The 21,603-nt window shown below is 63.2% G+C and carries 13 protein-coding genes, 1 pseudogene and 1 CRISPR repeat array; of the genes and pseudogenes, 8 read left to right on the forward strand and 6 right to left on the reverse strand.

The features are described 5' to 3' along the window. Window positions 1–33: 33 nt before the first annotated feature. The 4 genes from VBE63_RS02080 to VBE63_RS02095 all read right to left on the reverse strand — a co-directional run bounded on the left by VBE63_RS02080 (window position 34) and on the right by VBE63_RS02095 (window position 4,357). Window positions 34–828, reverse strand: a complete 795-nt coding sequence (locus tag VBE63_RS02080) for a ParA family protein (RefSeq protein ID WP_323681329.1) — start codon at window positions 826–828, stop codon at window positions 34–36. Then, window positions 821–1,555 (reverse strand): 16S rRNA (guanine(527)-N(7))-methyltransferase RsmG, encoded by a 735-nt coding sequence (gene rsmG, locus VBE63_RS02085; RefSeq protein WP_323681330.1) that lies wholly within the window; start codon window positions 1,553–1,555, stop codon window positions 821–823. The genes VBE63_RS02080 and rsmG overlap by 8 nt, the downstream gene beginning before the upstream one ends. Before the next feature lies 1 nt (window position 1,556). Further along, the gene (gene mnmG / locus VBE63_RS02090; protein WP_323681331.1) at window positions 1,557–3,611 is read right to left on the reverse strand and encodes a tRNA uridine-5-carboxymethylaminomethyl(34) synthesis enzyme MnmG; all 2,055 of its coding nucleotides are present in this window, start codon (window positions 3,609–3,611) and stop codon (window positions 1,557–1,559) included. Window positions 3,612–3,874: 263 nt separating this feature from the next. Next, on the reverse strand, window positions 3,875–4,357 hold the full coding sequence (locus tag VBE63_RS02095; protein ID WP_323681332.1) for a Uma2 family endonuclease: 483 nt from the start codon (window positions 4,355–4,357) through the stop codon (window positions 3,875–3,877). 415 nt (window positions 4,358–4,772) lie between these two features. Here VBE63_RS02095 and VBE63_RS02100 point away from each other — a divergent pair. Then, window positions 4,773–5,057, forward strand: a pseudogene (locus VBE63_RS02100) (AAA family ATPase); the annotation flags it as partial. A 4-nt stretch (window positions 5,058–5,061) separates the two neighbouring features. On the opposite strand, the gene VBE63_RS02105 reads toward VBE63_RS02100, so the two are convergent. Further along, complete coding sequence (locus VBE63_RS02105) at window positions 5,062–6,738, reverse strand: transglycosylase SLT domain-containing protein (protein WP_323681333.1); 1,677 nt, start codon at window positions 6,736–6,738, stop codon at window positions 5,062–5,064. Between the two features lie 139 nt (window positions 6,739–6,877). On the opposite strand from VBE63_RS02105, the gene rlmH reads away from it, so the two are divergent. The 7 genes from rlmH (at window position 6,878) to VBE63_RS02140 (ending at window position 20,324) form a co-directional block, all read left to right on the forward strand. Then, window positions 6,878–7,402: a 23S rRNA (pseudouridine(1915)-N(3))-methyltransferase RlmH gene (gene rlmH, locus VBE63_RS02110; RefSeq protein WP_323681334.1), complete on the forward strand. Its 525-nt coding sequence runs from the start codon at window positions 6,878–6,880 to the stop codon at window positions 7,400–7,402. Beyond that, window positions 7,399–8,100 carry a Maf family protein gene (locus VBE63_RS02115; protein WP_323681335.1) on the forward strand — a complete coding sequence of 234 codons (702 nt, stop codon included), beginning with the start codon at window positions 7,399–7,401 and terminating at the stop codon, window positions 8,098–8,100. The genes rlmH and VBE63_RS02115 overlap by 4 nt, the downstream gene beginning before the upstream one ends. A 168-nt stretch (window positions 8,101–8,268) precedes the next feature. Continuing rightward, the gene (gene rng / locus VBE63_RS02120) at window positions 8,269–9,723 is read left to right on the forward strand and encodes a ribonuclease G (RefSeq protein WP_323681336.1); all 1,455 of its coding nucleotides are present in this window, start codon (window positions 8,269–8,271) and stop codon (window positions 9,721–9,723) included. 199 nt (window positions 9,724–9,922) lie between these two features. Next, window positions 9,923–14,503, forward strand: a complete 4,581-nt coding sequence (locus tag VBE63_RS02125; RefSeq protein ID WP_323681337.1) for a YhdP family protein — start codon at window positions 9,923–9,925, stop codon at window positions 14,501–14,503. Window positions 14,504–14,851: 348 nt separating this feature from the next. Further along, the gene (locus VBE63_RS02130; protein ID WP_323681338.1) at window positions 14,852–15,679 is read left to right on the forward strand and encodes a carbon-nitrogen hydrolase family protein; all 828 of its coding nucleotides are present in this window, start codon (window positions 14,852–14,854) and stop codon (window positions 15,677–15,679) included. Window positions 15,680–15,941: 262 nt separating this feature from the next. Beyond that, the gene (tldD, locus tag VBE63_RS02135) at window positions 15,942–17,396 is read left to right on the forward strand and encodes a metalloprotease TldD (protein ID WP_323681339.1); all 1,455 of its coding nucleotides are present in this window, start codon (window positions 15,942–15,944) and stop codon (window positions 17,394–17,396) included. Between the two features lie 72 nt (window positions 17,397–17,468). Further along, the gene (locus tag VBE63_RS02140) at window positions 17,469–20,324 is read left to right on the forward strand and encodes a UvrD-helicase domain-containing protein (protein ID WP_323681340.1); all 2,856 of its coding nucleotides are present in this window, start codon (window positions 17,469–17,471) and stop codon (window positions 20,322–20,324) included. 145 nt (window positions 20,325–20,469) lie between these two features. Here the strand turns inward: VBE63_RS02140 and VBE63_RS02145 are convergent, their stop codons facing one another. Next, on the reverse strand, window positions 20,470–20,781 hold the full coding sequence (locus VBE63_RS02145) for a hypothetical protein (RefSeq protein WP_323681341.1): 312 nt from the start codon (window positions 20,779–20,781) through the stop codon (window positions 20,470–20,472). Between the two features lie 175 nt (window positions 20,782–20,956). Continuing rightward, a CRISPR array of direct repeats spans window positions 20,957–21,534; the repeat unit is 29 nt; unit sequence GGGCCTATCCCCGCGAGCGCGGGGGAACC. Window positions 21,535–21,603 lie beyond the last annotated feature (69 nt).

Consider the following 21,603-nt stretch of genomic DNA (forward strand, 5'->3'; position numbering starts at 1 on the left):
TAGCGAGACGCGAGACAATAGCGTCGCAGGCCGCTAGGCCGCGTTCGCACTGCGCTCCCGACGCCGCAAGACCTCGCTCGCCAATGCCTGATAGGCGACAGAGCCGCGCGAGCTGCGGTCGTAGAGCAGTGCCGGCAGCCCATGGCTGGGCGCTTCGGCCAGACGCACATTACGCGGGATGATGGTGCGATAGACCTCATTGGTGAAGTGAGTCACCAACTGGGTCGACACCTGATTGGCCAGATTGTTACGCGGATCATGCATGGTGCGAACGATCCCTTCGATGCGGAGCCGGGCATTGCGGCTGCCCCGAATCTGCTCCACCGTATCCAATAATGCCGAGAGTCCTTCCAATGCGTAATACTCGCACTGGATCGGGATCATGACCCCGTCAGCGGCCACCAAGGCATTCACCGTCAGCATATTCAGCGAGGGTGGACAATCGATCAGCACGATCTCATAGGCACCCGCCACATCAGCCAGCGCATCCGCCAAGGTCCGTTCACGCTTGTCAGACTGCATCAGCCCGACTTCAGCGGCCGTCATATCGCCGTTCGAAGGCAGCAGATCGAAGCCCGGCGCTGGCGCATCCAAGCGCACAAGGCAATCGGCGAAGGGTGCCTGGCCCATCAGCAGATCACAGCCGGTCAGCTCGAGCGCGTTCTTATCGACACCCACGCCCATGGTCGCGTTGCCTTGTGGGTCCAGATCAATCAAGAGCACCCGCCGACCAATGGCGGCTAAGGATGCGGCCAGATTGACTGCCGTGGTGGTCTTACCGACACCGCCCTTCTGATTGGCGATGGCAATGGTTTTGATACTAGCCATGGGTACTGCCGCCGAGGGGAACCTCGATTAGAGAACGCTCGCCGTCGACGCCCGGAACAACGAGGGGATGGATACGTGGTTGCGCAACAACACCTGCGCTGACAGACGATGAAGCCTCGGAATCGACGTCGGCGCGCGCCATCAGTGCCGCGAGCTCATCTTCGGCAAGAGGCCCCTTGAGCGCCAACAGACGTCCGTCGGCAATCGCCAAGCCGCGAGCATTCACCCAAAGACTCGCCAGCGAGGATAGAGCGCGGGCGACAATGGTAGCGAATTTCTGCTCAGGCTGGTATGCCTCAAGCCGAGCCTGGACGACAACGACGTTCTTCAGCCCGAGCTCGAGCACCACTTGGCGCACAAATCGCGTCTTCTTGCCATTGCTGTCTAGGAGCGTAAACGCCAGCCGCGGCCGGGCAATCGCGAGCGGAATGCCGGGCAGCCCGGCCCCGGTACCAAGATCCAGCACCGGCCCGCGCACCACCCAAGGCAAAACCGCCAGACTATCGAGCAGATGACGCGGCACTTGCTCGCGCGGATCGCGCACCGCAGTGAGGTTATAGGCCCGATTCCAACGCGTGAGCAACTGTACATATTTCACCAACTGACCGCGCGCCGTCTCATCTACTGTCTCAGCAATCACTGGCGCCATCGCCGCCAGGCCCGAGGCTAAACGCTCACGTAGCTCGGCTGCATCAACCGCATCAGTCCCCGTTCTACTGATCGACACATCAAGCACTCAGACGCTTCAAATGGATCAGCAGCAGCGAGACCGCCGCCGGCGTCACCCCGGGAATCCTCGCCGCCTGGCCCAGGGTTGTCGGTCGCACCCGCCGCAGTTTCTCCGAGACCTCGGACGACAAGCCGCGCACCTTCTCGTAATCGAAATCGACCGGCAGCGAGCGCGCCTCCTGCCCACGCTGACGCTCAACCTCATCCAACTGTCGCGCAAGATAGCCACCGTAGGCCGCCTGGATCTCAACCTGCTCGGCGATCGCTGCTGCATCCGGATGACACAGGGCGCGAGGCACGGCTGCCGCTCCGCAAGCGCCTTCTTGATCAGAGAACATGGCAACTGGCCCGCTAACCGGCTCCGCTGCAGCTTCATGCTCATTCAGCATGGCGTCAGCGTCGGCATGGTAAGAACCTGTTGGCGATGACCGCGCAGACACAGCGAGCGGATCACCGATACCCTCGCAGACAACCAGGTCGAGATAGCTGACCGCCGGCCGGGCCAATAACTCCAGCGCGCGAACCTCGCGCCTGATCGACTCGCCGGTCCGCTGCTCGACCTCCGCTGCCAGATCGGTTCCCGGCCGCAACCAGCAGGCACGCAGCCGCTGCTGCTCCTGCTCAATCGCCTCGCGCTTGGCCTCGAAACGCTGCCAGCGCACATCGTCCACCAGCCCAAGCCTGCGCCCGGTCTCGGTGAGGCGAAGGTCGGCGTTGTCCTCGCGCAGCATCAGCCGATACTCAGCGCGGCTGGTGAACATCCGATAGGGCTCATTGGTGCCGCGGGTGATCAAGTCATCGACCAGCACGCCCAGATAGGCCTCATCACGACGCGGCGACCAGGGCTCCAGCCCCTGTACCTGCCGTGCGGCGTTAACGCCTGCGAGCAACCCCTGCGCCGCCGCCTCCTCGTAACCAGTGGTGCCATTGATCTGGCCGGCGAAGAACAGCCCCGGCACGAAATGCGTCTCGAGCGAGGGCGAGAGATCGCGCGGATCGAAGAAGTCGTACTCGATCGCATAACCGGGCCGGGTCAGATGCGCCTGCTCGAAACCGGGGATCGAGCGCACCAGCGCGTGCTGCACGTCGAACGGCAGGCTGGTTGAGATGCCGTTCGGATAGATCTCGCCGCTCTCCAGGCCCTCGGGCTCGACGAAGATCTGATGCGAGGTCTTGTCGGCGAAGCGGACGATCTTGTCCTCGATCGACGGACAGTAGCGCGGGCCGATGCTCTCGATCACCCCCGAATACATCGGTGAGCGCGAGAGCCCGCCACGGATGATCTCATGCGTGCGCTCGGTGGTGCGGGCGATATGGCAGCTGACCTGGCGTGGATGCTCGGCGGCACTGCCGAGATAGGAGAACACTGGCACCGGATCATCGCCCGGCTGCTCTTCCAGCCGCGCATAGTCGATGCTGCGCGCGGCGATGCGCGGCGGCGTGCCGGTCTTCAGCCGCTCGACCCGAAACGGCAATGCCCGCAGACGTTCGGCAAGCGCATTCGACGGCGGATCACCGGCACGACCGCCCTGATAGTTGCTGAGCCCGATATGGATCTTGCCGCCGAGGAAGGTGCCGACCGTCAACACCACCGCGCGGGCGCGAAACTCGAGTCCCATCTGGGTGCGCACGCCGACCACGCGCTCGGCCTGACCATCCGACTCGAGCAGCAGATCATCAACCGCCTGCTGAAACAGATCCAGATTCGGTGCGGTCTCAACGGCCGCCCGCACCTCGGCCCGATACCGCATGCGATCGGCCTGCGCCCGCGTTGCCCGCACCGCTGGCCCCTTGCGTCGGTTCAGCACCCGAAACTGGATACCGGCGCGATCGGTCGCGCGCGCCATCAAACCGCCTAGGGCATCGATCTCGCGCACCAGATGGCCCTTGCCGATGCCGCCAATCGCCGGATTGCAGCTCATCTGACCAATGGTCTCGATATTGTGCGTCAGCAGCAACGTACGCGCGCCAGCGCGGGCCGCCGCGAGCGCCGCCTCGGTGCCGGCGTGACCGCCACCGACGACGATGACGTCGTATTGTTGTTCTGCCAACATGGGTGGATCTCTCTTGGAAACTGGGGCAAGGATGATAGCCCGATCAGACGCGAGTGCGGGCGGCTAGAGCGGACTGCCCGCCCGCGGATTAAAGGGCGCCTGGCATCAGTCAGCACCGCGTAGGCGCGGCGCTCGGGCTCTGGCAGTTTGAGAACATCCAACTCATCCTTGGCCTGCTGCAGACCGCGAGCGGTGAAGTCGCCCTGAATCTCTTCGTGTTTGAGGAAGTAGATCCACTGATCGAGCGGCTCGTGGTGGAGGATTTAGTATTCGCGCACCCCGGCGGCCTCGTATTCGCGCCGCTTCTGCTCAGGGTCGCGGGCGATCTCGGCCGGGGTGCTGTCGGAGAGCGCCTCGACGCAGAGATCGAAGGTGCCCTTGTAGGAGCGGTCATCGTCGCCGAGCGGGATCGGGTTGCTGTCGAGCACGACCCCGAGATCCGGTTTGCGGATGACGACCTTGTCGACGAGGCGCAAGCGAAAGCCCATCTCGAGCGCGGTCAGGCGGGCGTTGTCGTGGGTATCGAGGTAGAACTGCAGCAGCTGCAGCAGCCAGTGGTAGACACTGAGGGTCAAGGTATCGGACACCGGCCTGACCTCCAGGACACCGTCGTTCCATTCGTAGCTGTTCTCGTGCTCGTAGTAATAGGCCCAATAATCGGCTTCGCTGACCCGTGTGCCAGCGGGTGGATCGAGGTCGAGACCGATCCTGTGCTGATCGGTCAGGGCGATGGCAGGTGGTGACATGATCTCGGACCCTCCTCGGTGCGCTTGAGCCCATCTCATTAAACAGACTCATGCAGTGGGCATGACGATACCAAAGGCCATTGGCGAAAGCGATTGAACACGAGCGTCACCAACCCCGTTCGGGCTGGGATGGCTACTTTTGGCGGCGGCAGCCGAGACAGGCGTTCGCACGAGCGGTGAGCAGTGAGCAGTGAGCAGTGAGCAGTGAGCAGTGAGCAGTGAGCAGTGAGCAGTGAGCAGTGAGGATGAGGATGAGGATCGCGGCGATGGTCTTTCCGGTTGAGTCTGCCGGTGCCTCGCAGTCAGGCTTGCGTTTCCCTATCACAACACCCACAGCGGCTAGACTAGGGGTTGATGACCTCAGGAATCAGCGATGACTTTTGCAGACAACCAGGCAACCAAGCCCGCTCGCCTCATTCCTTCCACAGGCGAGCATCGCAGCTCCCGCGCAAACCCATTCGCGACACTGATCGAGACCGCCGGCTCGGTGATCCTCGGCAAGCCCCATGAGATCAAGCTGGCCTTCGTCTGCCTACTCGCCGGTGGTCATCTGCTGATCGAAGACCTGCCGGGGGTTGGCAAGACCACCCTCGCGCATCTACTCGCGCGCCTGCTGGGTCTGCAGTATGCGCGCATCCAGTTCACCAGCGACATGCTGCCGGCCGATGTGCTCGGGGTCTCGGTGTATGACCGCGCCGCGGGCTTCAGCCACTCACCCTCAGCTTCTGACCAACTCGGATGGTGTTGTCATTCGGATCAAGTTTATTGAGCTTGCGTAGCTTATCGACCGAGATGCCGTTGGTGACCGCCACGCGATAGAGGGTCTCTTGCGGTTTCACAACGTGATACTTAGCTGTCGACGTTGCCGCTGTCGCCGACGGTTTAGCGCTTGCTGGCTTGGCCGCGGGCGCCTGCACGCTTGTCGACGTGGAGCGACTCGCCAGCCTCGCCGTACCCGTCTTTGCGGCCTGCTGCTTTCCGGAGCCGCTATCGTTGCGAACCACGAGGGTCGCGGTAGAAGGCACGCTAATGCGATCTCGGTAAGCCGGGGGATGGGCGGCAACGCGGCGCGTACTGCCCGCTGGCAGCCAGACCGTACTCCCGGCCGGAAGCTGTGCCCGACCATCAACAGCCGGATCACGCCAGTGCAGATTCGCGCGCGCCAGGCTAGCGGTCGAAACGCCGTAGTGATTCGCAACGTGATGCGCCGGCATCGAGCTGTGGAGCACCAAGCGCTCATAGGACCAGGGCTGCTCGTAATTCACCCCCTCTGGGAAATAGCGATTCGGATGATCCGCTACCTCGCGCGCAGCGACGAAGGAGGCGTAGAAATTACGCGAGGCAAAGCCAAAGGCTCGACCCTTGTAGTGTTTGACGATCTTGCCGATGTCATCGCCATACTGGGCCTTGGCGTTGGCCATACCGCCCTTGCCGTGGTTGTACGAGGTGATCGCCAGCGGCCAGCTGCCGAGCTTACGATGCGCGGCAGACAGATAACGCGCGGCACCATCAGCACAGGTAATCGGATCAAGCCGCTCATCGATGTTACGATCGACCCGCATCCCGTATTCACGCCCAGTCGCCGGCATGAACTGCCAGATCCCGGCAGCGCCGACACTCGAGCGCGCATGGGTCTGGAACGAAGACTCCACGTGGGGCAAATAGGCCAGGTCATCCGGAACGCCCTTGGCGCTCATGATCTGCCGGAAATAGGTATCGTATCGGCCACTGATCTCAAGCCCGCGCTTGAAGCGCTCGCGCACCCCGCGCTGGCTGCGTAGCCGGTCTGATGCACCATAAACCGCACCCTTGCCGGCACCCTGCTCGATCTTGGCCAGTAGCTCTTTGTCCGCTGAGGTCAACGGTGTGCGCTCGCGGACCTTACGTTCCAGTGAGCGCAGCTGATCCCGATACATCGCCTCGCGCGACTTGACCCAGGCTCGCTGCTCATTGGTGTAGCCTTCCTGCACCGTGCCAGGCAGCTCGCCCACCTCGTAGACCACCCCCATGTGCTCGTTGTCATGGAAGGCGACCTGGCCGCGGCTCCAGACACCGTAGACGTGGCGCCAGAAGTCGACGTTGGGCTGGATCGCCTCCGGGACCGGAAACGGGCCACTGGTATCGTACTCAATCCTGGAGACGGCATCGCCGCGCAAGTTAGCATCACCGCCGCAGCCGCCGAGAGCAAGCAAGGCCAACACGGCAAGCATCCACAGCAGGATGCGGGTTCTGGGCGTTGTCGCCGCTTGACCTCCGCCCTGAACCCCGTTTATTGCGCAGCGAGCGACGCCAAAAGAGGCGCCGCCGGGTATGCTGCCAATCGCGCCGATGGCAAGCGGATCGATAGGGGCGTGGATGCGGGTCTCCAGTGGCTTGCTCATGACGCGACCGCGACCTCCTCTGGTATTTTGAATGAAAACAGTGAGAATCCTCGCCTACTTCAGACGATTTCGCAAGCGCTGATCGGCGCCCGCCACGATCCCGCGCTGACGCTGAAGGGCAGCAGTTTACCGGAACAAGATGCGTATCCAACTCCTCAGCGTCGGCCGACGCATGCCCGCCTGGGTCGATGAAGGCTTTGCCGAATACGCGAAGCGCTTACCGCCTAGCTGTGCCTTGTCGCTGACCGAGATCGAGCCTGCGGCGCGCGGCAAGGGCTTAGGGCGAGGACGGAGCAAACCCGGACAACGCCCGCAACTCTCGCCGGCAGAGCGCAACCGACTCCTGGCAGACGAAGGCGAGCGGCTGTTGAAAGCGACGCCGAGTACAGCGCTAGTGGTCGCCTTGGACGTTCGCGGGCGCGCTTGGAGCACCGAAGACCTAGCCCGCGAACTCGAGGTCTGGATGGCGGGCGGGCGCGATGTCGCCATGTTGGTTGGTGGACCTGACGGACTCGCAGCCGACTGTTTAGCACGCGCCGAACGCCGTTGGTCACTCTCGCCCTTGACCTTTCCCCATCCACTCGTGCGTGTCATCCTCGCCGAACAACTGTACAGGGCCTGGACCCTGACCCAAGGTCACCCTTATCACCGCGGATCGGCATGACAGAACACTGGACTGATGATGCCAGAGGGCCAGCCACTGACCTCTGCCCCGCTCTCTACCCTGACCTCTACCTGGCGTCACGCTCCCCCCGCCGGCTCGAGCTCTTGGCGCAGTTGGGGCTCAGGCCCGAGGTGGTGATTGCCGACACCGACGAGACGCCCATTGAGGACGAAGCGCCGGAAGCCTATGTGGCGCGCATTGCACAGGCCAAGGCGCAGGCCGGCTGGGCGAGCTTGAACGGGCTCGTCAGCAGGCCGCTTCTCGCTGCCGACACCGCGGTCGTCATCGATGGGCAGATCCTGGGTAAGCCCGCAGATGCTGAAGCCGCGTTGTGGATGCTAGCCTTGCTGTCTGGACGCAGTCATCGGGTGCTCACCGCGGTCAGCCTGCTAGCGCCAAATCCAAAGCGGACTCCAAAGCCTATTCCAAACAGCAGGCCGCGGGCGCGCCACTGCCCGCAGCCGCAACAGCTGATCGTCGAGACCGAGGTCCGGATGCGTAAGATCACGCAGGGAGAGGCACTCGCCTACTGGGCGAGCGGCGAACCAGGGGACAAGGCCGGCGCCTATGCGGTGCAGGGCCGGGGGGCGATCTTCGTCGAGCAGATCCGCGGCAGCTACAGCAATGTTGTCGGTCTGCCGCTGTTTGAAACCGCGGCACTGCTGCGCGCACAAGGTCTCAATCCGCTCGCGTACTGACTGATGACAATGGGCACTTGATCAAACCTCTCGCCACAAGCCCTGTCGAATGCAGCTTAGAACCACAATGCTAAGAACAACCATGCGTAGAACAACAATACCTAGAACCACAGAGAGGTCACCACCGATGCCACTGAGCCACACCGCCGCACAGCCTGCGGCCCGACGATGAGCGAAGAGATCCTGATCAACATTACGCCACCGGAGACCCGCGTCGCGGTCGTCGAGAATGGTGTGGTACAGGAGATCATCATCGAGCGCGCCGAGCGCTGCGGTTTGGTCGGCAACATCTACCGCGGGCGCATCTGCCGCGTACTGCCCGGCATGCAGGCCGCATTCGTCGAGATTGGCCTCGATCGAGCAGCCTTCTTGCATGCCTCGGACATCATGACCTCTGCTGGCGAGACTCGCAGCGAGCACATCAACAGTCTGGTGAAGGAAGGCGACCCCATCTTGGTGCAGGTGGTCAAAGACCCGCTTGGCAGCAAGGGGGCGCGGCTCACCACGAATATCTCGATTGCCTCACGCTACCTGGTCTTCATGCCGCGCCTTGGCAACACGGGCGTCTCGCAGAAGATCGAGGACGACGACGAGCGCAAGCGGCTGCGCGAGGTGCTGCAGGCCTATGTCGATACCCATGAGGGCATCGGCGGCTACATCGCCCGCACCGCCGCCGAGACGGTCAGCGACGACAACCTCTGCCGCGACATGGCCTTCCTGGCCAAGCTCTGGAGCGGTATCCGCGAGCGCGCCGATAGCACCTCCGAGATTGGCCTGATCCACGACGACCTGCCACTGGCACTGCGCGCACTGCGCGATCTGGTGACCCCAGAGGTGGAACGCGTGCGCATCGACTCGCGCGCCACCGTCGACAAGGCGCGGCCCTTCGCAGTCAAGTACATCCCGGAGATCGTCGACCGCATCGAATATTATGGCGGCGAGCGGCCACTGTTCGATCTTTACGGCGTCGAGGATGAGATCCAGAAGGCCCTGCAGCGCAAGGTCCAGCTGAAGTCCGGCGGCCATCTGGTGATCGACCAGACCGAGGCGATGACCACCATCGATGTCAACACCGGCGCCTTCGTCGGCCATCGCAACCTCGAGGAGACCATCTTCAAGACCAACCTTGAGGCGGCGCAGGCGATCTGCCGGCAATTGCGGCTGCGCAACCTGGGCGGCATCATCATCATCGACTTCATCGACATGACCGATGAGGAGCACAAGCGCCAGGTCTTGCGTGCGCTCGAGAAATGCCTCGCGCGCGATCACGCCAAGACTCACATCACCGAGGTCTCGGCGCTCGGACTCGTCGAGATGACCCGCAAACGCACCCACGAATCGCTCGAGCATATCCTCTGCGAGCCTTGCCCCTGCTGTAATGGGCGCGGCTCGCTCAAGACCGCGGAAACCGCCTGCTACGAGATCTTCCGCGAGATCCTGCGCGAGGCACGCCAATTCGAGGTCGAGCAACTGCTAGTCCTGGCCTCGCAAGAGGTGATCGACCGACTACTGGACGAGGAATCTGGCCATCTCGCCGAGCTCGAGGAGTTCATCGGCAAGCCGATCAAGCTACAGGCCGAGTCGCTCTACACCCAGGAGCAGTACGATGTGGTCTTGATCTAAGCGCAAGGCCGATCGCAATCCAGAACGCAGCTCATGCGCAGCCCAATAACCGCTCAAGCTGAGCGTCGGACAACACGACCCCAAAAGCTCAGATTCCAGGGTATGTTCGTATCCGCGAGCTAGGGTGAACGGCGATACCGCCTGAGCGCCCAAGACGCCAGAGCAGCAGCCAAGAAAGCCTGACTTCAACAATGGCGAGATGACGCGAATCCTCCAACGACTCTTGAGCACCACACTGGCTGGGCTCGCAACAACCATCATCCTGCTTGCGCTGTTATCCATCCTCGCTCGGCTGCTATTGCCGCACGCAGACAGAGTGCGCGAGACGCTGATTGGGCGCATTGGGGACAATCTGGGCGTGGCGGTTGAGGTTGGCGCCCTCTCGATCCAGCTCCGCGGTCTGATGCCAAGGCTCAGCTTTGCCGATGCACGACTCCTAGCCCCCGCGGACTCGCACTCGCATTCTCACTCAACCACCCAAAACCAAACGCTCCTCGCCGCGCGGACGCTGACTCTCGACTTAGATCTGCTGGCCACGCTCAGGGCGCGAGGTGCGCGGATCGCGGCCATCAGTCTGGTCGGCGCCGAACTGCAAGTGCTGCGCGACGCCAATGGCCGTCTTCGCCTGCGCGGCCTGGACTCGATGCGGGGCAACGACGCCCAGGCGCTCGATTTCTTCCTCCGCGAGGGACGCTTCCGGCTGCTCGACAGCACACTGAGCTGGCGTGACCAGGGCTCAGAGACCCCAGCTCGAAGCCTCTTCATCGAAATCGCCGAGCTGACGAATCAAGACCAACAACATAACCTGCGGTTACGGGCGTTCGAAGTCGATACGCCTGTACTCGATTCGCTTGTACTCGATTCCTTTGCACTCAACCCCTTTGCGCTCAATCCCCCAGCACCAGATGCGACTGCGCACCGAAAGCTAGGTCAGGCAGTCAGGCTCGAGATCCTAGGCGAGCTTGAGGGTCCACCAGGGCATCCCGAGCGTTGGTCCGGACGCCTCTATCTGAACGCCGAGGGGGATGATCTTGGGCTGGCCGCAGCTGGACTATTGCCCGTTCAGTGGCGCCTCAAGACAAGCCGCTTTCGGATGGAGAGTTGGAATCAGCTCGAGCAGGGGCGACTGATGACATCCTGGACGCGATTCAACGTCGACGGGCTCGGCACCGACAGGCTCAGCTTGCACAACGACCAACAAGGGCGCGCGGTGAAGCTGGGCGACCTCGCGGGATTCGCCCACTGGCAGCGCCAAGTGCAGGGCTGGCGGCTGGACCTCAGCGATCTCAAACTGCCCTTCGGAAACCGCATAGGGCTGACGCCGACGAGGGCCAGCCTGAGCGCCCGCAATGCAGTAACGCCAATCCAAACTCAGACACCGGAATCAACAGGCATCAACGCCACATCGCCCTCGCCCAGCCTTGACCTGTTCGCCGCCATCGGTACACTCGATCTCGGCCCCATCGCCGAGGCCATAGCGACCCTAGTGCCCGATCTGCCCGACCCGATCAAGGCGCTGGCTCAGGGCCGGCTCCAAGGCCTAGGCCGAAATCTTGCTGTTCATCTCCAGCTGAGACCGAAAGCGCCGATTTCGCTAGCAGGAACGAGCCTCCTAGCAGAACAGTCATCAGACCATCGAATCGCCCCCAGCGCATCGTCCCACACCGGCACCAGCGACAGCGGACAACCGCCTCGCCATCCGTCGAGTCGTCATCCCAAACAGGTTGAGACCAACTGGTCATCACTGAGAATAAGCGACTGGCGTCTCAGCGCTGAGATCGAAGACTTCAGGATCGCGCCCGAGATCGCGTCCGAGATCGCCCCCGATCCGTCGCTCGATCCAATGCCCGATCCGTCGCTCAACCCATCGCCCGAGACTTCCACGGGCACTGCTATCCCGGCGCTCTCCGGCCTCGATATCGGCATCGATCTCGGCCCCCAGGGTGGCTATGCCCATCTCAGCGGCAGCAACGTCCGCCTTGACCTGCGGCCCTTGTTCGCGCAACCACAGGCATTCACTCATGTCGATGGCCAGTTCGCTTGGCGCAGGATGCCCGCCGGCTCCATCCACCTCTGGACCCAGGCGTTCAGCGCCAACACCCAGCATTTCGACAGCCTCAGCCGCCTCAGCCTTTGCCTGCATCCATCCGGCGTCAATCCCTTTCTCGATCTGCACACGCATTTCCGAAACGGCAGCATCGCAGCGCTTCCTCAATGGCTACCCGTCGGCATCATGGATGACAGCCTAGAAGACTGGCTGTTGCGAGCGATTGTCGATGGTCGCCTGGAATCCGGGGATCTGCTGTTGCGCGGACCGCTCGAGCGATTCCCATTCGATGCCCAGGAGGGACGCTTCCTCTTGGTGTTGCGTGCGGTCGACGGCGTGCTCGACTATGGCGAGGCCGCGCAGCCGACAGGCTCAACGGTCGGGCTGCGCAGCGCCGAACAAACCCCTCCACTGAGCTGGCCGCCCCTCCAACAACTGGCCGCTACGCTGCGCTTCGAGAACCGGAGCCTCGAGATCGACGTCCCCAGCGCCGAGATCTTGAACAGCCGCATCGATGCTGGACGCGTCAGCCTGTCCAACCTGTGGCAACCCAGCTACCTGGAGATCGACGCCCGCGGCGAAGGCCCCCTAGCCGATGGGATGCATGTGCTAGCAACCTCGCCATTGGCGCATCAGCTCGGCGGCCTGGCATCGGCGGTCGAGGTCAGTGGCTCCGGGGGCCTCCAGTTGCAGCTAGGCGTGCCACTGAACAAAACCCTGCCCTTTCGCTACGCTGGCGAGCTGCTGTGGGACGCCAGCGCTGACCAGGACGAGGGCATCGAAGACCGCGGGCTCAGCATCAACGGCACCGAACTGAGGTTCGACCAGATCGCCGGCCGCCTGCGCTTCGATGAGACCGGCATCGAGGGCGACAGCATCCAGGCGCGGCTGGGCAAACAGAGGCTTGACATCGCCGTGAAGACCTTGGACAGCGGCACCGACGATGGCCGCACCCAGATCGACCTGCGGGGCCGGACAGCCGTAGAGCGCCTGGCCGAGAGCCTACCGAGCAGCCTCTGGTCGCTCGTCAGCGGCAGGCTAGATTGGCGCCTCGGCCTGACGCTCAACAACCGCGATGCCGCGCAACCGAAACCACCCATCGATTTTACGTTCAGCTCAGATCTCCAGGGGGTCACGCTCTCGCTACCCGACCCCATCGGCAAGCCGACGAGCGAGCAGCGCAACCTGACGCTGAGCGGGCGGTTCCAAGACCAATGGCCGCTCAACCTCCAGCTTGAGTATGGCTCGCTTGGCGGCCTGCTGGAGATCGATCGCCAGCCCGATGGCTCCATCCTGCTGCCGCGGTTGGCCATCGATCTAAACGGCCAGCCGACGACCCTACCCCGGGTTGGATCGATCCAGATTGGCGGCGCACTCGAGCGCTTGGCGCTCGACCCCTGGTTGAGCTGGCTGAGCGAGGCCGACCTCAAGGCTCTGCAAGGTGACCCTGATCATGCCGGGCTCCGGCTGTTACCGCTCCAACTGCGGGTTGAAGCGCTGGACGTCGGCGCCTTGCGACTGAATGCTGTCGAGGCGGTCCTGACCCCTCAGACAGCAGGCGCTTGGGACATTGGCTTTAGCGCTGAGCAGACCGGCGACAGCCAGATCAGGCTGCCGGCGCGCAGGGCTGATGACGCGCAACCGCTGCAGATCCGCCTTGAGCAGCTAGACCTGGAACCGATCTTTGCCGACCTGGATGCCGGGCAAGATGCCGAGCAGGACTCAGTGCAGGATGCCGTCAGCACCGAGCCCAAGCGCCTTTCGCGGGCCGATCCCCGAGCGTTTGGCCGCCTCGACCTCCAAATCGCGCAACTGCGCTACGGCAAGGACCTGCTCGGACGGCTCCACATCCAGAGCCAACCGACCCTAAACGGGGTGCGCTTTGAGACCCTGTCCCTAAGCGGCCCTCACGTCGAGGCAACAGGCAGCGGCGACTGGTTGATCGACGCGACCGACTACATCGAATCGTCGCTGAAGCTCAGCGCCGACAGCAACGCCATCGGCGAACTCTTGCGTGATACTGGCTTTTATAGCGCCTTGAGCGCCGCACCCGGCGAGCTGCAGCTCGCGCTCAGCTGGCCCGGTGGTCCTGATGCATTCTCCCTGGCCCGTGCGCGAGGCTTGATTGAAATCCAGATCGGCTCAGGTCGGATGCTCGATATGGAGCCCGGCGTCGGCCGCATGCTCGGTATCCTCAACACCAGCGCCCTCAGTCGCCGGCTCAGCCTCGACTTTAGCGACGTCTTCGACGATGGCTTCAGCTTCGACCGCATCAACGGGGAGATCACGATTGGCAGCGGCATCGCGAGCATCCGCGAGCTCAGCATCCTGGCCCCACCTGCCGACATCCGCATCACTGGCCGGACCAATCTAGTGGATGGATTGCTCGACCAACAGGTCGAGGTCACGCCCAAGATCGGCGTTGGTCTTGCGCTTGCCAGCGCTATGGCGGGTGGACCCGTGGTCGGAGCCGCAGTGTTTCTCGCAGACAAGGTCACCGATGGCGCCGTCGAACGACTCGGACGCTATGCCTATCAGGTCTCCGGCCCCTGGCGTGATCCGGTGATACAACGCATGGATACGGTGGGCTCGCCGTCGATCGGCAATCTCTTCGTCGAAGATCCGAGCACGGCTGATGACCCAAGCGCGATCAATGCCCAGCAAGACAAGGCCAAGGAGGCGGCACCATCAAGCCCAGAAAACCCGATCAGTCCGTTCCTAGATGATCATTAGGATGGTCCTATAAACCGCAGATGACGCAGGTGCGCACAGATTAAAATAATATATAACAAGGTCTTAGCAGTTCTAGCAAGGCCACCCAACAGGTGAAGCAATGATCATCTGCAATGTAGTGAAATCTCTGCGTTAATCTGCGTCATCTGCGGTTGAAATGCTCTTTTTAGGATGATCACTAGCCGATCGATCCACAACCGCGCCCATGCGCGATGCACTGCAGCTCGAGCTTCAGCAATCGGCAGCAGACAAAACACGCTAATCGAAACACACCAACCGGAACACACCAATCGCGGCCACAAGGCTGGTGGTGCTATGGTTACCAAAATTTGACCCGTTTGAGCCCTTATGAGCGAAACCTCCAAGCTCGCCGCCGTGCAGATGGCCTCCGGCCCGAACACGACCGCTAATCTCATCGAAGCTGAGCGCCTCATCGGCCTCGCCGCCAAGGCCGGCGCCGGCTTGGTGGTGTTGCCGGAAAACTTTGCCTTCATGGGCAAGCAAGATCAAGACATGCTCGCACTGGTCGAGTCCAATGGCAGCGGCCAGCTGCAGGATTTTCTCGCCAAGACGGCGCTGCGCTATGGCGTCTGGATCGTCGGCGGCACCATCCCGTTGCGCGCCACTAACCCAGCGCGAGTGCGCTCGGCAACCTTGATCTACAACGCCCAAGGCGATCGGGTCGCGCGCTACGACAAGATGCACCTGTTCGATGTGGTACTGCCCGACGCCGACGAACGCTATCAGGAGTCGGCGACGATCGAGCCTGGGGATCAGAGCCTGGTGATCGACACTCCCTTTGGCCGCCTCGGCGTCCTCGTCTGCTACGATCTGCGCTTCCCGGAGGCCGCCCGCCGGATGCTCGACAGCGGCCTTGAGATCCTCGCCATCCCCGCCGCCTTCACCGCGCTGACCGGCAAGGCGCATTGGGAGACCCTAATCCGCGCCCGCGCCATCGAGAACCTGTCCTATGTGGTCGCCGCCGCTCAGGGTGGCTACCATCTCAGCGGCCGCGAGACCCACGGACACAGCATGATCGTCGACCCTTGGGGCAACGTGCTGGCGCAGATCGAGCGCGGAGGGGGCCAGATCTGCTGCGCGCTCGACCGCGACCGCCAGGCCTCGATCCGCCGCACCTTTCCGGTGCTCGAGCATCGACGCCTGAAGTGCCGTTGATTGACGACCGCCGTTTTAGCGGTCTTACCGCGCAGCCTTTGCGCAGCCTTTGCGCAGCCTTCACGCACCATCAGGCGCCCCAGATTGGCATCTTGCTCAGATGCCTGCGGCCTACAGCCAACAAGTCCCAATCCCTGGCCGCAGCTCGCGGCGACTGGAAAAATCGACGCTGACCTCCCAACTCCTTTCATCACGGGCGAGAATGCCGACCGCCGCAGCGGTTGCATGCCTGCCGCATCAGAGATCTGAACAACTTCATCTTATGACCGACTCCATCGACATCGCCCGCCAGAGCATCCTCGCGCCCTTCGGCCTCGGCGACAGCGACCTCGATCGCTTGATCGGCGCGCTCCGCAGCCCATCGATCGACGCCGCCGACGTCTACTTTCAGAGCAGCCGGCTGCAATCCTGGATGCTTGAGGACGGCATCGTCAAAGACGGCAGCTTCAACATCGAGCAAGGCGCCGGCCTGCGCGCCATCAGCGGCGAGAAGACCGGCTTCGCCTACTCTGACGAACTCGAGATCGCGGCCCTGACCAAGGCCGCCGACGCAGCGCGCGCCATCGCCCGTGGTGGCGGTGCCGCCCCCGTCAGCATCGGCAGCGGCATGCCGGCAAGGCAACGCCTCTACGAGCCGATGAACCCGATCGAGAGCCTCGACGATGCCGCCAAGCTCGAGCTGCTGCACCGCGTCGACGCCGAGGCGCGCGCCATGGACTCACGCGTGAAAGAGGTGATGACCAGCCTGGTCGCGGTGCAAGACACCATCCTCGTCATCTCCGACGATGGCCGGCTGAGCGCCGACGTGCGCCCCTTGATCCGCCTCAGCGTGGTTGCCGTGGTCGAGGAAAACGGCCGCCGCGAGCAGGCCCACAGCGGTGGCGGCGCGCGCCTGGATCTGGGCTGGATGCTGGCCGAGGATCGCGCGCTCGGCTTCGCCCGCGAGGCAGTGCGCCAAGCGCTGGTGAATCTGGAAGCAGGTCCGGCACCGGCCGGCACCATGACCGTGGTGCTCGGGGCTGGCTGGCCCGGCGTGCTGCTGCACGAGGCGGTCGGCCACGGGCTCGAGGGCGACTTCAACCGCAAAGGCACCTCGGCCTTCAGCGGCCGGCTCAATCAGCGCGTCGCCGCCAAGGGCGTCACCGTCGTCGACGATGGCACCCTGCCCGGTCGCCGCGGCTCGCTGAACATCGACGACGAAGGCACACCGACCCACTGCACCACCCTGATCGAAGACGGCATCCTGGTCGGCTACATGCAAGACCGGCTCAACGCCCGCCTGATGGGCATGGCGCCCACCGGCAACGGCCGCCGCGAGTCCTATGCGCATCTGCCGATGCCGCGCATGACCAACACCTACATGCTCGCCGGCAACCATGATCCGGGCGAGATCATCGCCTCGGTCGAGAAGGGGCTGTACGCGGCCAACTTCGGCGGCGGCCAGGTCGACATCACCTCCGGCAAGTTCACCTTCTCGGCCAGCGAGGCCTATCTGATCGAGAACGGCAAGATCGGCCGCCCGGTCAAGGGCGCGACGCTGATCGGCAACGGACCCGATGTGCTGACCCGCGTCAGCATGGTCGGCAACGATCTCAAGCTCGACGAGGGTGTCGGCACCTGCGGCAAGGATGGCCAAAGCGTGCCGGTCGGCGTCGGCCAACCGACGCTGCGGGTTGATGCGCTGACCGTGGGCGGGACCGGTGCCAGCGGTGACTGAGGCGCCGGCCAGATCTTGCGGTAGGATGAGCGCGGAAAGAGACCGGCTCGCTCACCGACACCTTGGACTCGCATGAAGATTCTCACCTACCGTGGCCTGAACACCAGCGCCATCCCTGGCTATGACAAGCTCAGCGCGCACCTGAGCGCGGATGACTTCCGCTCCGCCGACGTCAAGAAGATCGGCGACAACCTCTATCGCGCACGGCTCGATCGCAGCAATCGCCTGCTGTTCGCCCTCTATCGCCACGAGGGTGAGCGCTGTGCGCTACTGTTGGAATACATCCCGCAGCATGCCTACGAGAAATCGCGTTTTCTCGCCCGTGGCGTCCAGATCGATGAGGACCGGATACCCGCTGCCACCGCAGAGGCCGCTGACGAAGCGCCAGAACTGCCCTACCTGAATCCGACCCTGCCGCGCTTCCATCTGCTCGACAAGGTACTCTCCTTCGACGACGACCAAGAGCAGGTCTATCAGCAGCCGCCGCCGCTGGTGATCATCGGCTCCGCCGGCAGCGGCAAGACCGCGCTGACGCTGGAGAAGATGAAGGATGCCAGCGGCGACATCCTTTATGTCACGCGCTCGGCCTTCCTGGTGCAGAACGCCCGCGAGCTGTACTACGCCAACGGCTGGTCCAACGACGATCAGCAAGTCGACTTCCTCTCCTTTCGCGAGTACCTGGAGAGTATCCAGGTGCCAGAGGGCAAGGAGATCACGCCGCGCATCTTCGCCGGCTGGGCCGGACGCCAGCGTCTGCCCAAGGCGTTGAAGGATAGCCACCAGCTGTTCGAGGAGTTTCAAGGCGCCATCACCGGCACCGACCCAGAAGCCGCCTACCTCAGCCGCGAGGACTATCTCGGCCTCGGCGTGAAGCAGTCGATCTACCCGCCCGAGGTGCGCGCCGAGGTCTACGACCTGTTCGAGAAATATCGACGCTTCCTTGATGAGGAGGGCTGGTTCGACACCAATCTGATCAGCCACGCCTGGCTACAGCGCGTACAGCCGCGCTATGACTTCGTCGTCGTCGACGAGGTGCAGGACCTGACCAACGTGCAGTTGCTGTTGATCCTACGCGCGCTGCGCGACAGCAGCGGCTTCCTGCTCTGCGGCGACTCGAACCAGATCGTCCATCCGAATTTCTTCTCCTGGTCCAAGGTCAAGACCCTGTTCTGGCGCGAGCAAGCCGATGCGTCCAAAACCGCAGCCGGCACTGAGCTGATCCGCATCCTCAACGCCAACTTCCGCAACTCGCCCCAGGTCACCGAGATCGCCAACCGGCTGCTGCACATCAAGCACGCGCGCTTTGGCTCGGTGGACAAGGAGAGCAACTACCTGGTGCGTAGCTGTGGCCCAGCGCGCGGCCGGGTCGGACTGCTGCAGGATAGCGAGCAGATCAAACGCGACCTCGACCGGCGCACCGCCGCCTCCGCGCGCTTTGCCATCCTGGTGCTGCACCCGGAGCAGAAGGCCGAGGTGCGCAAGCACTTTCGCACCCCGCTGGTGTTCTCGATCCACGAGGCCAAGGGCCTGGAATACGAGAACGTGCTGCTCTATGGCTTCCTCTCCAGCGAAGAAAAGCGCTTTCGCGACATCGCCGGCCAGCTCAGCGAGGCCGATCTGCAGGGCGAACTGCGCTTTGCCCGCAGTCGCGACAAGAGCGACAAGTCTTTAGAAATCTACAAGTTCTACATCAATGCGCTGTACGTAGCGGTGACGCGCGCGGTGAAGAACCTATATCTGATCGAGCCACGACCCAAACAGCACCTGCTCGCCCTGCTAGGACTGACCGAGGTCCACGAAGGCGTCGACGATGTCGAAGAGCAGACCTCGAGCCTAGAGGAATGGCGCAAGGAGGCCCATCGCCTCGAGTTGCAAGGCAAGGACGAGCAAGCCGCCGACATCCGCGAGCAGATCCTCAAGCAGCGCCAGGTGCCCTGGACCGTGCTGCGCGGTGACGCACTCACGGAGCTGGAGCAGAAGGCGCTCGACCAAGGCGAGAAGAAGGCCGGCATCGCGCTGATGGAGTATGCGCTGGTCTATCGCGACCAACGCCTGATGAACCGATTGGTCCAGCAGGGCTTGAAGGCCGCGAAGCAGCCGGACAAGGCCCAATCGATGCTGGAGAAGAAGCACTTCTTCAACTACGGCCTCAAGCATGCCACCGGCGTGCTGCGCGAGGTGGATCAGTACGGCGTCGACTTCCGCAACGTCTTCGGCCAAACCCCGTTGATGATCGCCAGCCGCATGGGCAACGCCGAGCTCATCGCAGCGCTGCTGGACCGCGACGCCGACACCAGCCTGGTCGACGGCAATGGGCTGAACGCCTTCCAGATCGCCTTGGATCGGGCCTGCGCCGATGAGCGCTTCGCGCGCACCAAGCTGCCAGCGGTGTTCGAGCGCCTAGCGCCACCGAGCATCGACATCCAGGTCGACGGCCGCCTGATCAAGCTTGACCAGCGGCTGATGGAATACCTGATGCTCAGCATCGCCATGGTGCTGTTCTACCAAGGACTCGGCGAGCGTTGGGCGTACCGACGTCACCTGCTCTCAGCGCCGGATTTCGTCGCGGTGCTGGAGCATTTTCCGGAATCCATCGTCCCCGAGCGGCGCAAGAAGCGCCCCTACATCTCCTCGATCCTGTCCAAGAACGAGATTCACCGCGACGCACCCTACAACCGCAAGCTGTTTCAGCGCTGGAAGCAAGGCCAGTATCTGTTCAACCCGCAGCTCTCGCTACGCATCGAAGACCAATGGCAACGCATCTACGAGTTGTTACAGCCGCAGCGGCTAGCCGCCCAGTTACAGGACGTCTACCACTGGGGTGGCCGCGTCTGGGACCCGAACGAGCGCAGCGAACAGGCCGTTGAAAAGCTGCGCACGATGTTACAGAAGCTCAACGATGGAGCGGATTTGAAGTCGTTGTTTTAACCGCCCCCTCGTCGCTGCCTCTGTTCGTCGGCAGTGCCCTAGATCTGTTGTTGAATCCTATTTAATCATTCTAAATCAAGAACTTGCCTTTCCTTGCAAATCAACGGATCTAGAGCAGTCTCCAGAAGCGAAGCGGCACGGCTGGCTAATCCGCTTCCGCTTGGCAGGCGATCCGCCCGGACTCCTCGCCGAGCTTCTCCAGCGAGAAGAAGGGGTCCATCTCACGCGCCCATTTGGCGGCGAGCTTGCTCGATGCCTTCGCCTGCTCGGCATCATTGAACACGCTCACGGTCACGATACCCGGCAGGCCGTCGCCACCGAGCCCGGTGACGATGACGGAGTAGCTGACGAAACCGACGAGAGCTTTGATGCGCGGCATGAAGGTGGTACCCACCTTTTCCCGTACGATGTCTGGCGTTCCCTTGACGAGTTGGTAGCGGCGAATTGAGCAGTACACGTCTGGGCGCTCCTGGGCAAGGTTCTGAGGACACCTAAGCTAAGATAGCCGATTCTTCGCTAGACACAAGGCAGCCGGGGCAGCCGTAGGAGCGATTCCCCAACCCGCCTCGGGTGTTGAACGCCACTTGCCACGGGGGAACCGGCTTTTGACGCGCTTCCTGTCGTGGTCTTCAGGGCCTATCCCCGCGAGTGCGGGGGAACCCGATCAGCCAGCCATCGCATTGCATCGGCGCGGGGCCTATCCCCGCGAGCGCGGGGGAACCTTGTCCAGGTCCGGCTAAGGCGTTGATCAGCCGGGCCTATCCCCGCGAGCGCGGGGGAACCCTTCGTTGATTTGATCGTAGGACTGCGTGCTGGGGCCTATCCCCGCGAGCGCGGGGGAACCGATCCGCCGGCCCTGACCTCTCGCGTGGTCCCGGGCCTATCCCCGCGAGCGCGGGGGAACCGATACCTACGTTGATACCTACGTTAGACCTACGGGCCTATCCCCGCGAGCGCGGGGGAACCGTCCCGGCGCGCGACGTGGAGCGTGTCAAGGCGGGCCTATCCCCGCGAGCGCGGGGGAACCGCCTGGTGACGATGGATCAGGCCCTAGCGGCCGGGCCTATCCCCGCGAGCGCGGGGGAACCTTTGCCGTTGCCGAGCTGCTCGGCTTTGGCAAGGGCCTATCCCCGCGAGCGCGGGGGAACCCAAGAGCAGGGATAGCAGCCCTAGAGGCACCTGGGCCTATCCCCGCGAGCGCGGGGGAACCCGATGTCAAGCGAGGGCGGCGGACGTTACAGGGGGCCTATCCCTGAGGTATCCCCACAACTTAGACCTA

Source organism: Lamprobacter sp. (assembly GCF_034860625.1).
Lineage (GTDB): Bacteria > Pseudomonadota > Gammaproteobacteria > Chromatiales > Chromatiaceae > Lamprobacter.

Bases quoted from the DNA above. Each gene is read 5' to 3' on its own strand.
- VBE63_RS02140 (WP_323681340.1), top strand. From the start codon at position 17,469: ATGAAGATTCTCACCTACCGTGGCCTGAACACCAGCGCCATCCCTGGC.
- VBE63_RS02125 (WP_323681337.1), top strand. From the start codon at position 9,923: ATGACGCGAATCCTCCAACGACTCTTGAGCACCACACTGGCTGGGCTC.
- rng (WP_323681336.1), top strand. From the start codon at position 8,269: ATGAGCGAAGAGATCCTGATCAACATTACGCCACCGGAGACCCGCGTC.
- tldD (WP_323681339.1), top strand. From the start codon at position 15,942: ATGACCGACTCCATCGACATCGCCCGCCAGAGCATCCTCGCGCCCTTC.
- VBE63_RS02080 (WP_323681329.1), bottom strand. From the start codon at position 828: ATGGCTAGTATCAAAACCATTGCCATCGCCAATCAGAAGGGCGGTGTC.
- VBE63_RS02095 (WP_323681332.1), bottom strand. From the start codon at position 4,357: ATGTCACCACCTGCCATCGCCCTGACCGATCAGCACAGGATCGGTCTC.
- VBE63_RS02105 (WP_323681333.1), bottom strand. From the start codon at position 6,738: ATGAGCAAGCCACTGGAGACCCGCATCCACGCCCCTATCGATCCGCTT.
- VBE63_RS02115 (WP_323681335.1), top strand. From the start codon at position 7,399: ATGACAGAACACTGGACTGATGATGCCAGAGGGCCAGCCACTGACCTC.
- VBE63_RS02130 (WP_323681338.1), top strand. From the start codon at position 14,852: ATGAGCGAAACCTCCAAGCTCGCCGCCGTGCAGATGGCCTCCGGCCCG.
- rlmH (WP_323681334.1), top strand. From the start codon at position 6,878: ATGCGTATCCAACTCCTCAGCGTCGGCCGACGCATGCCCGCCTGGGTC.
- mnmG (WP_323681331.1), bottom strand. From the start codon at position 3,611: ATGTTGGCAGAACAACAATACGACGTCATCGTCGTCGGTGGCGGTCAC.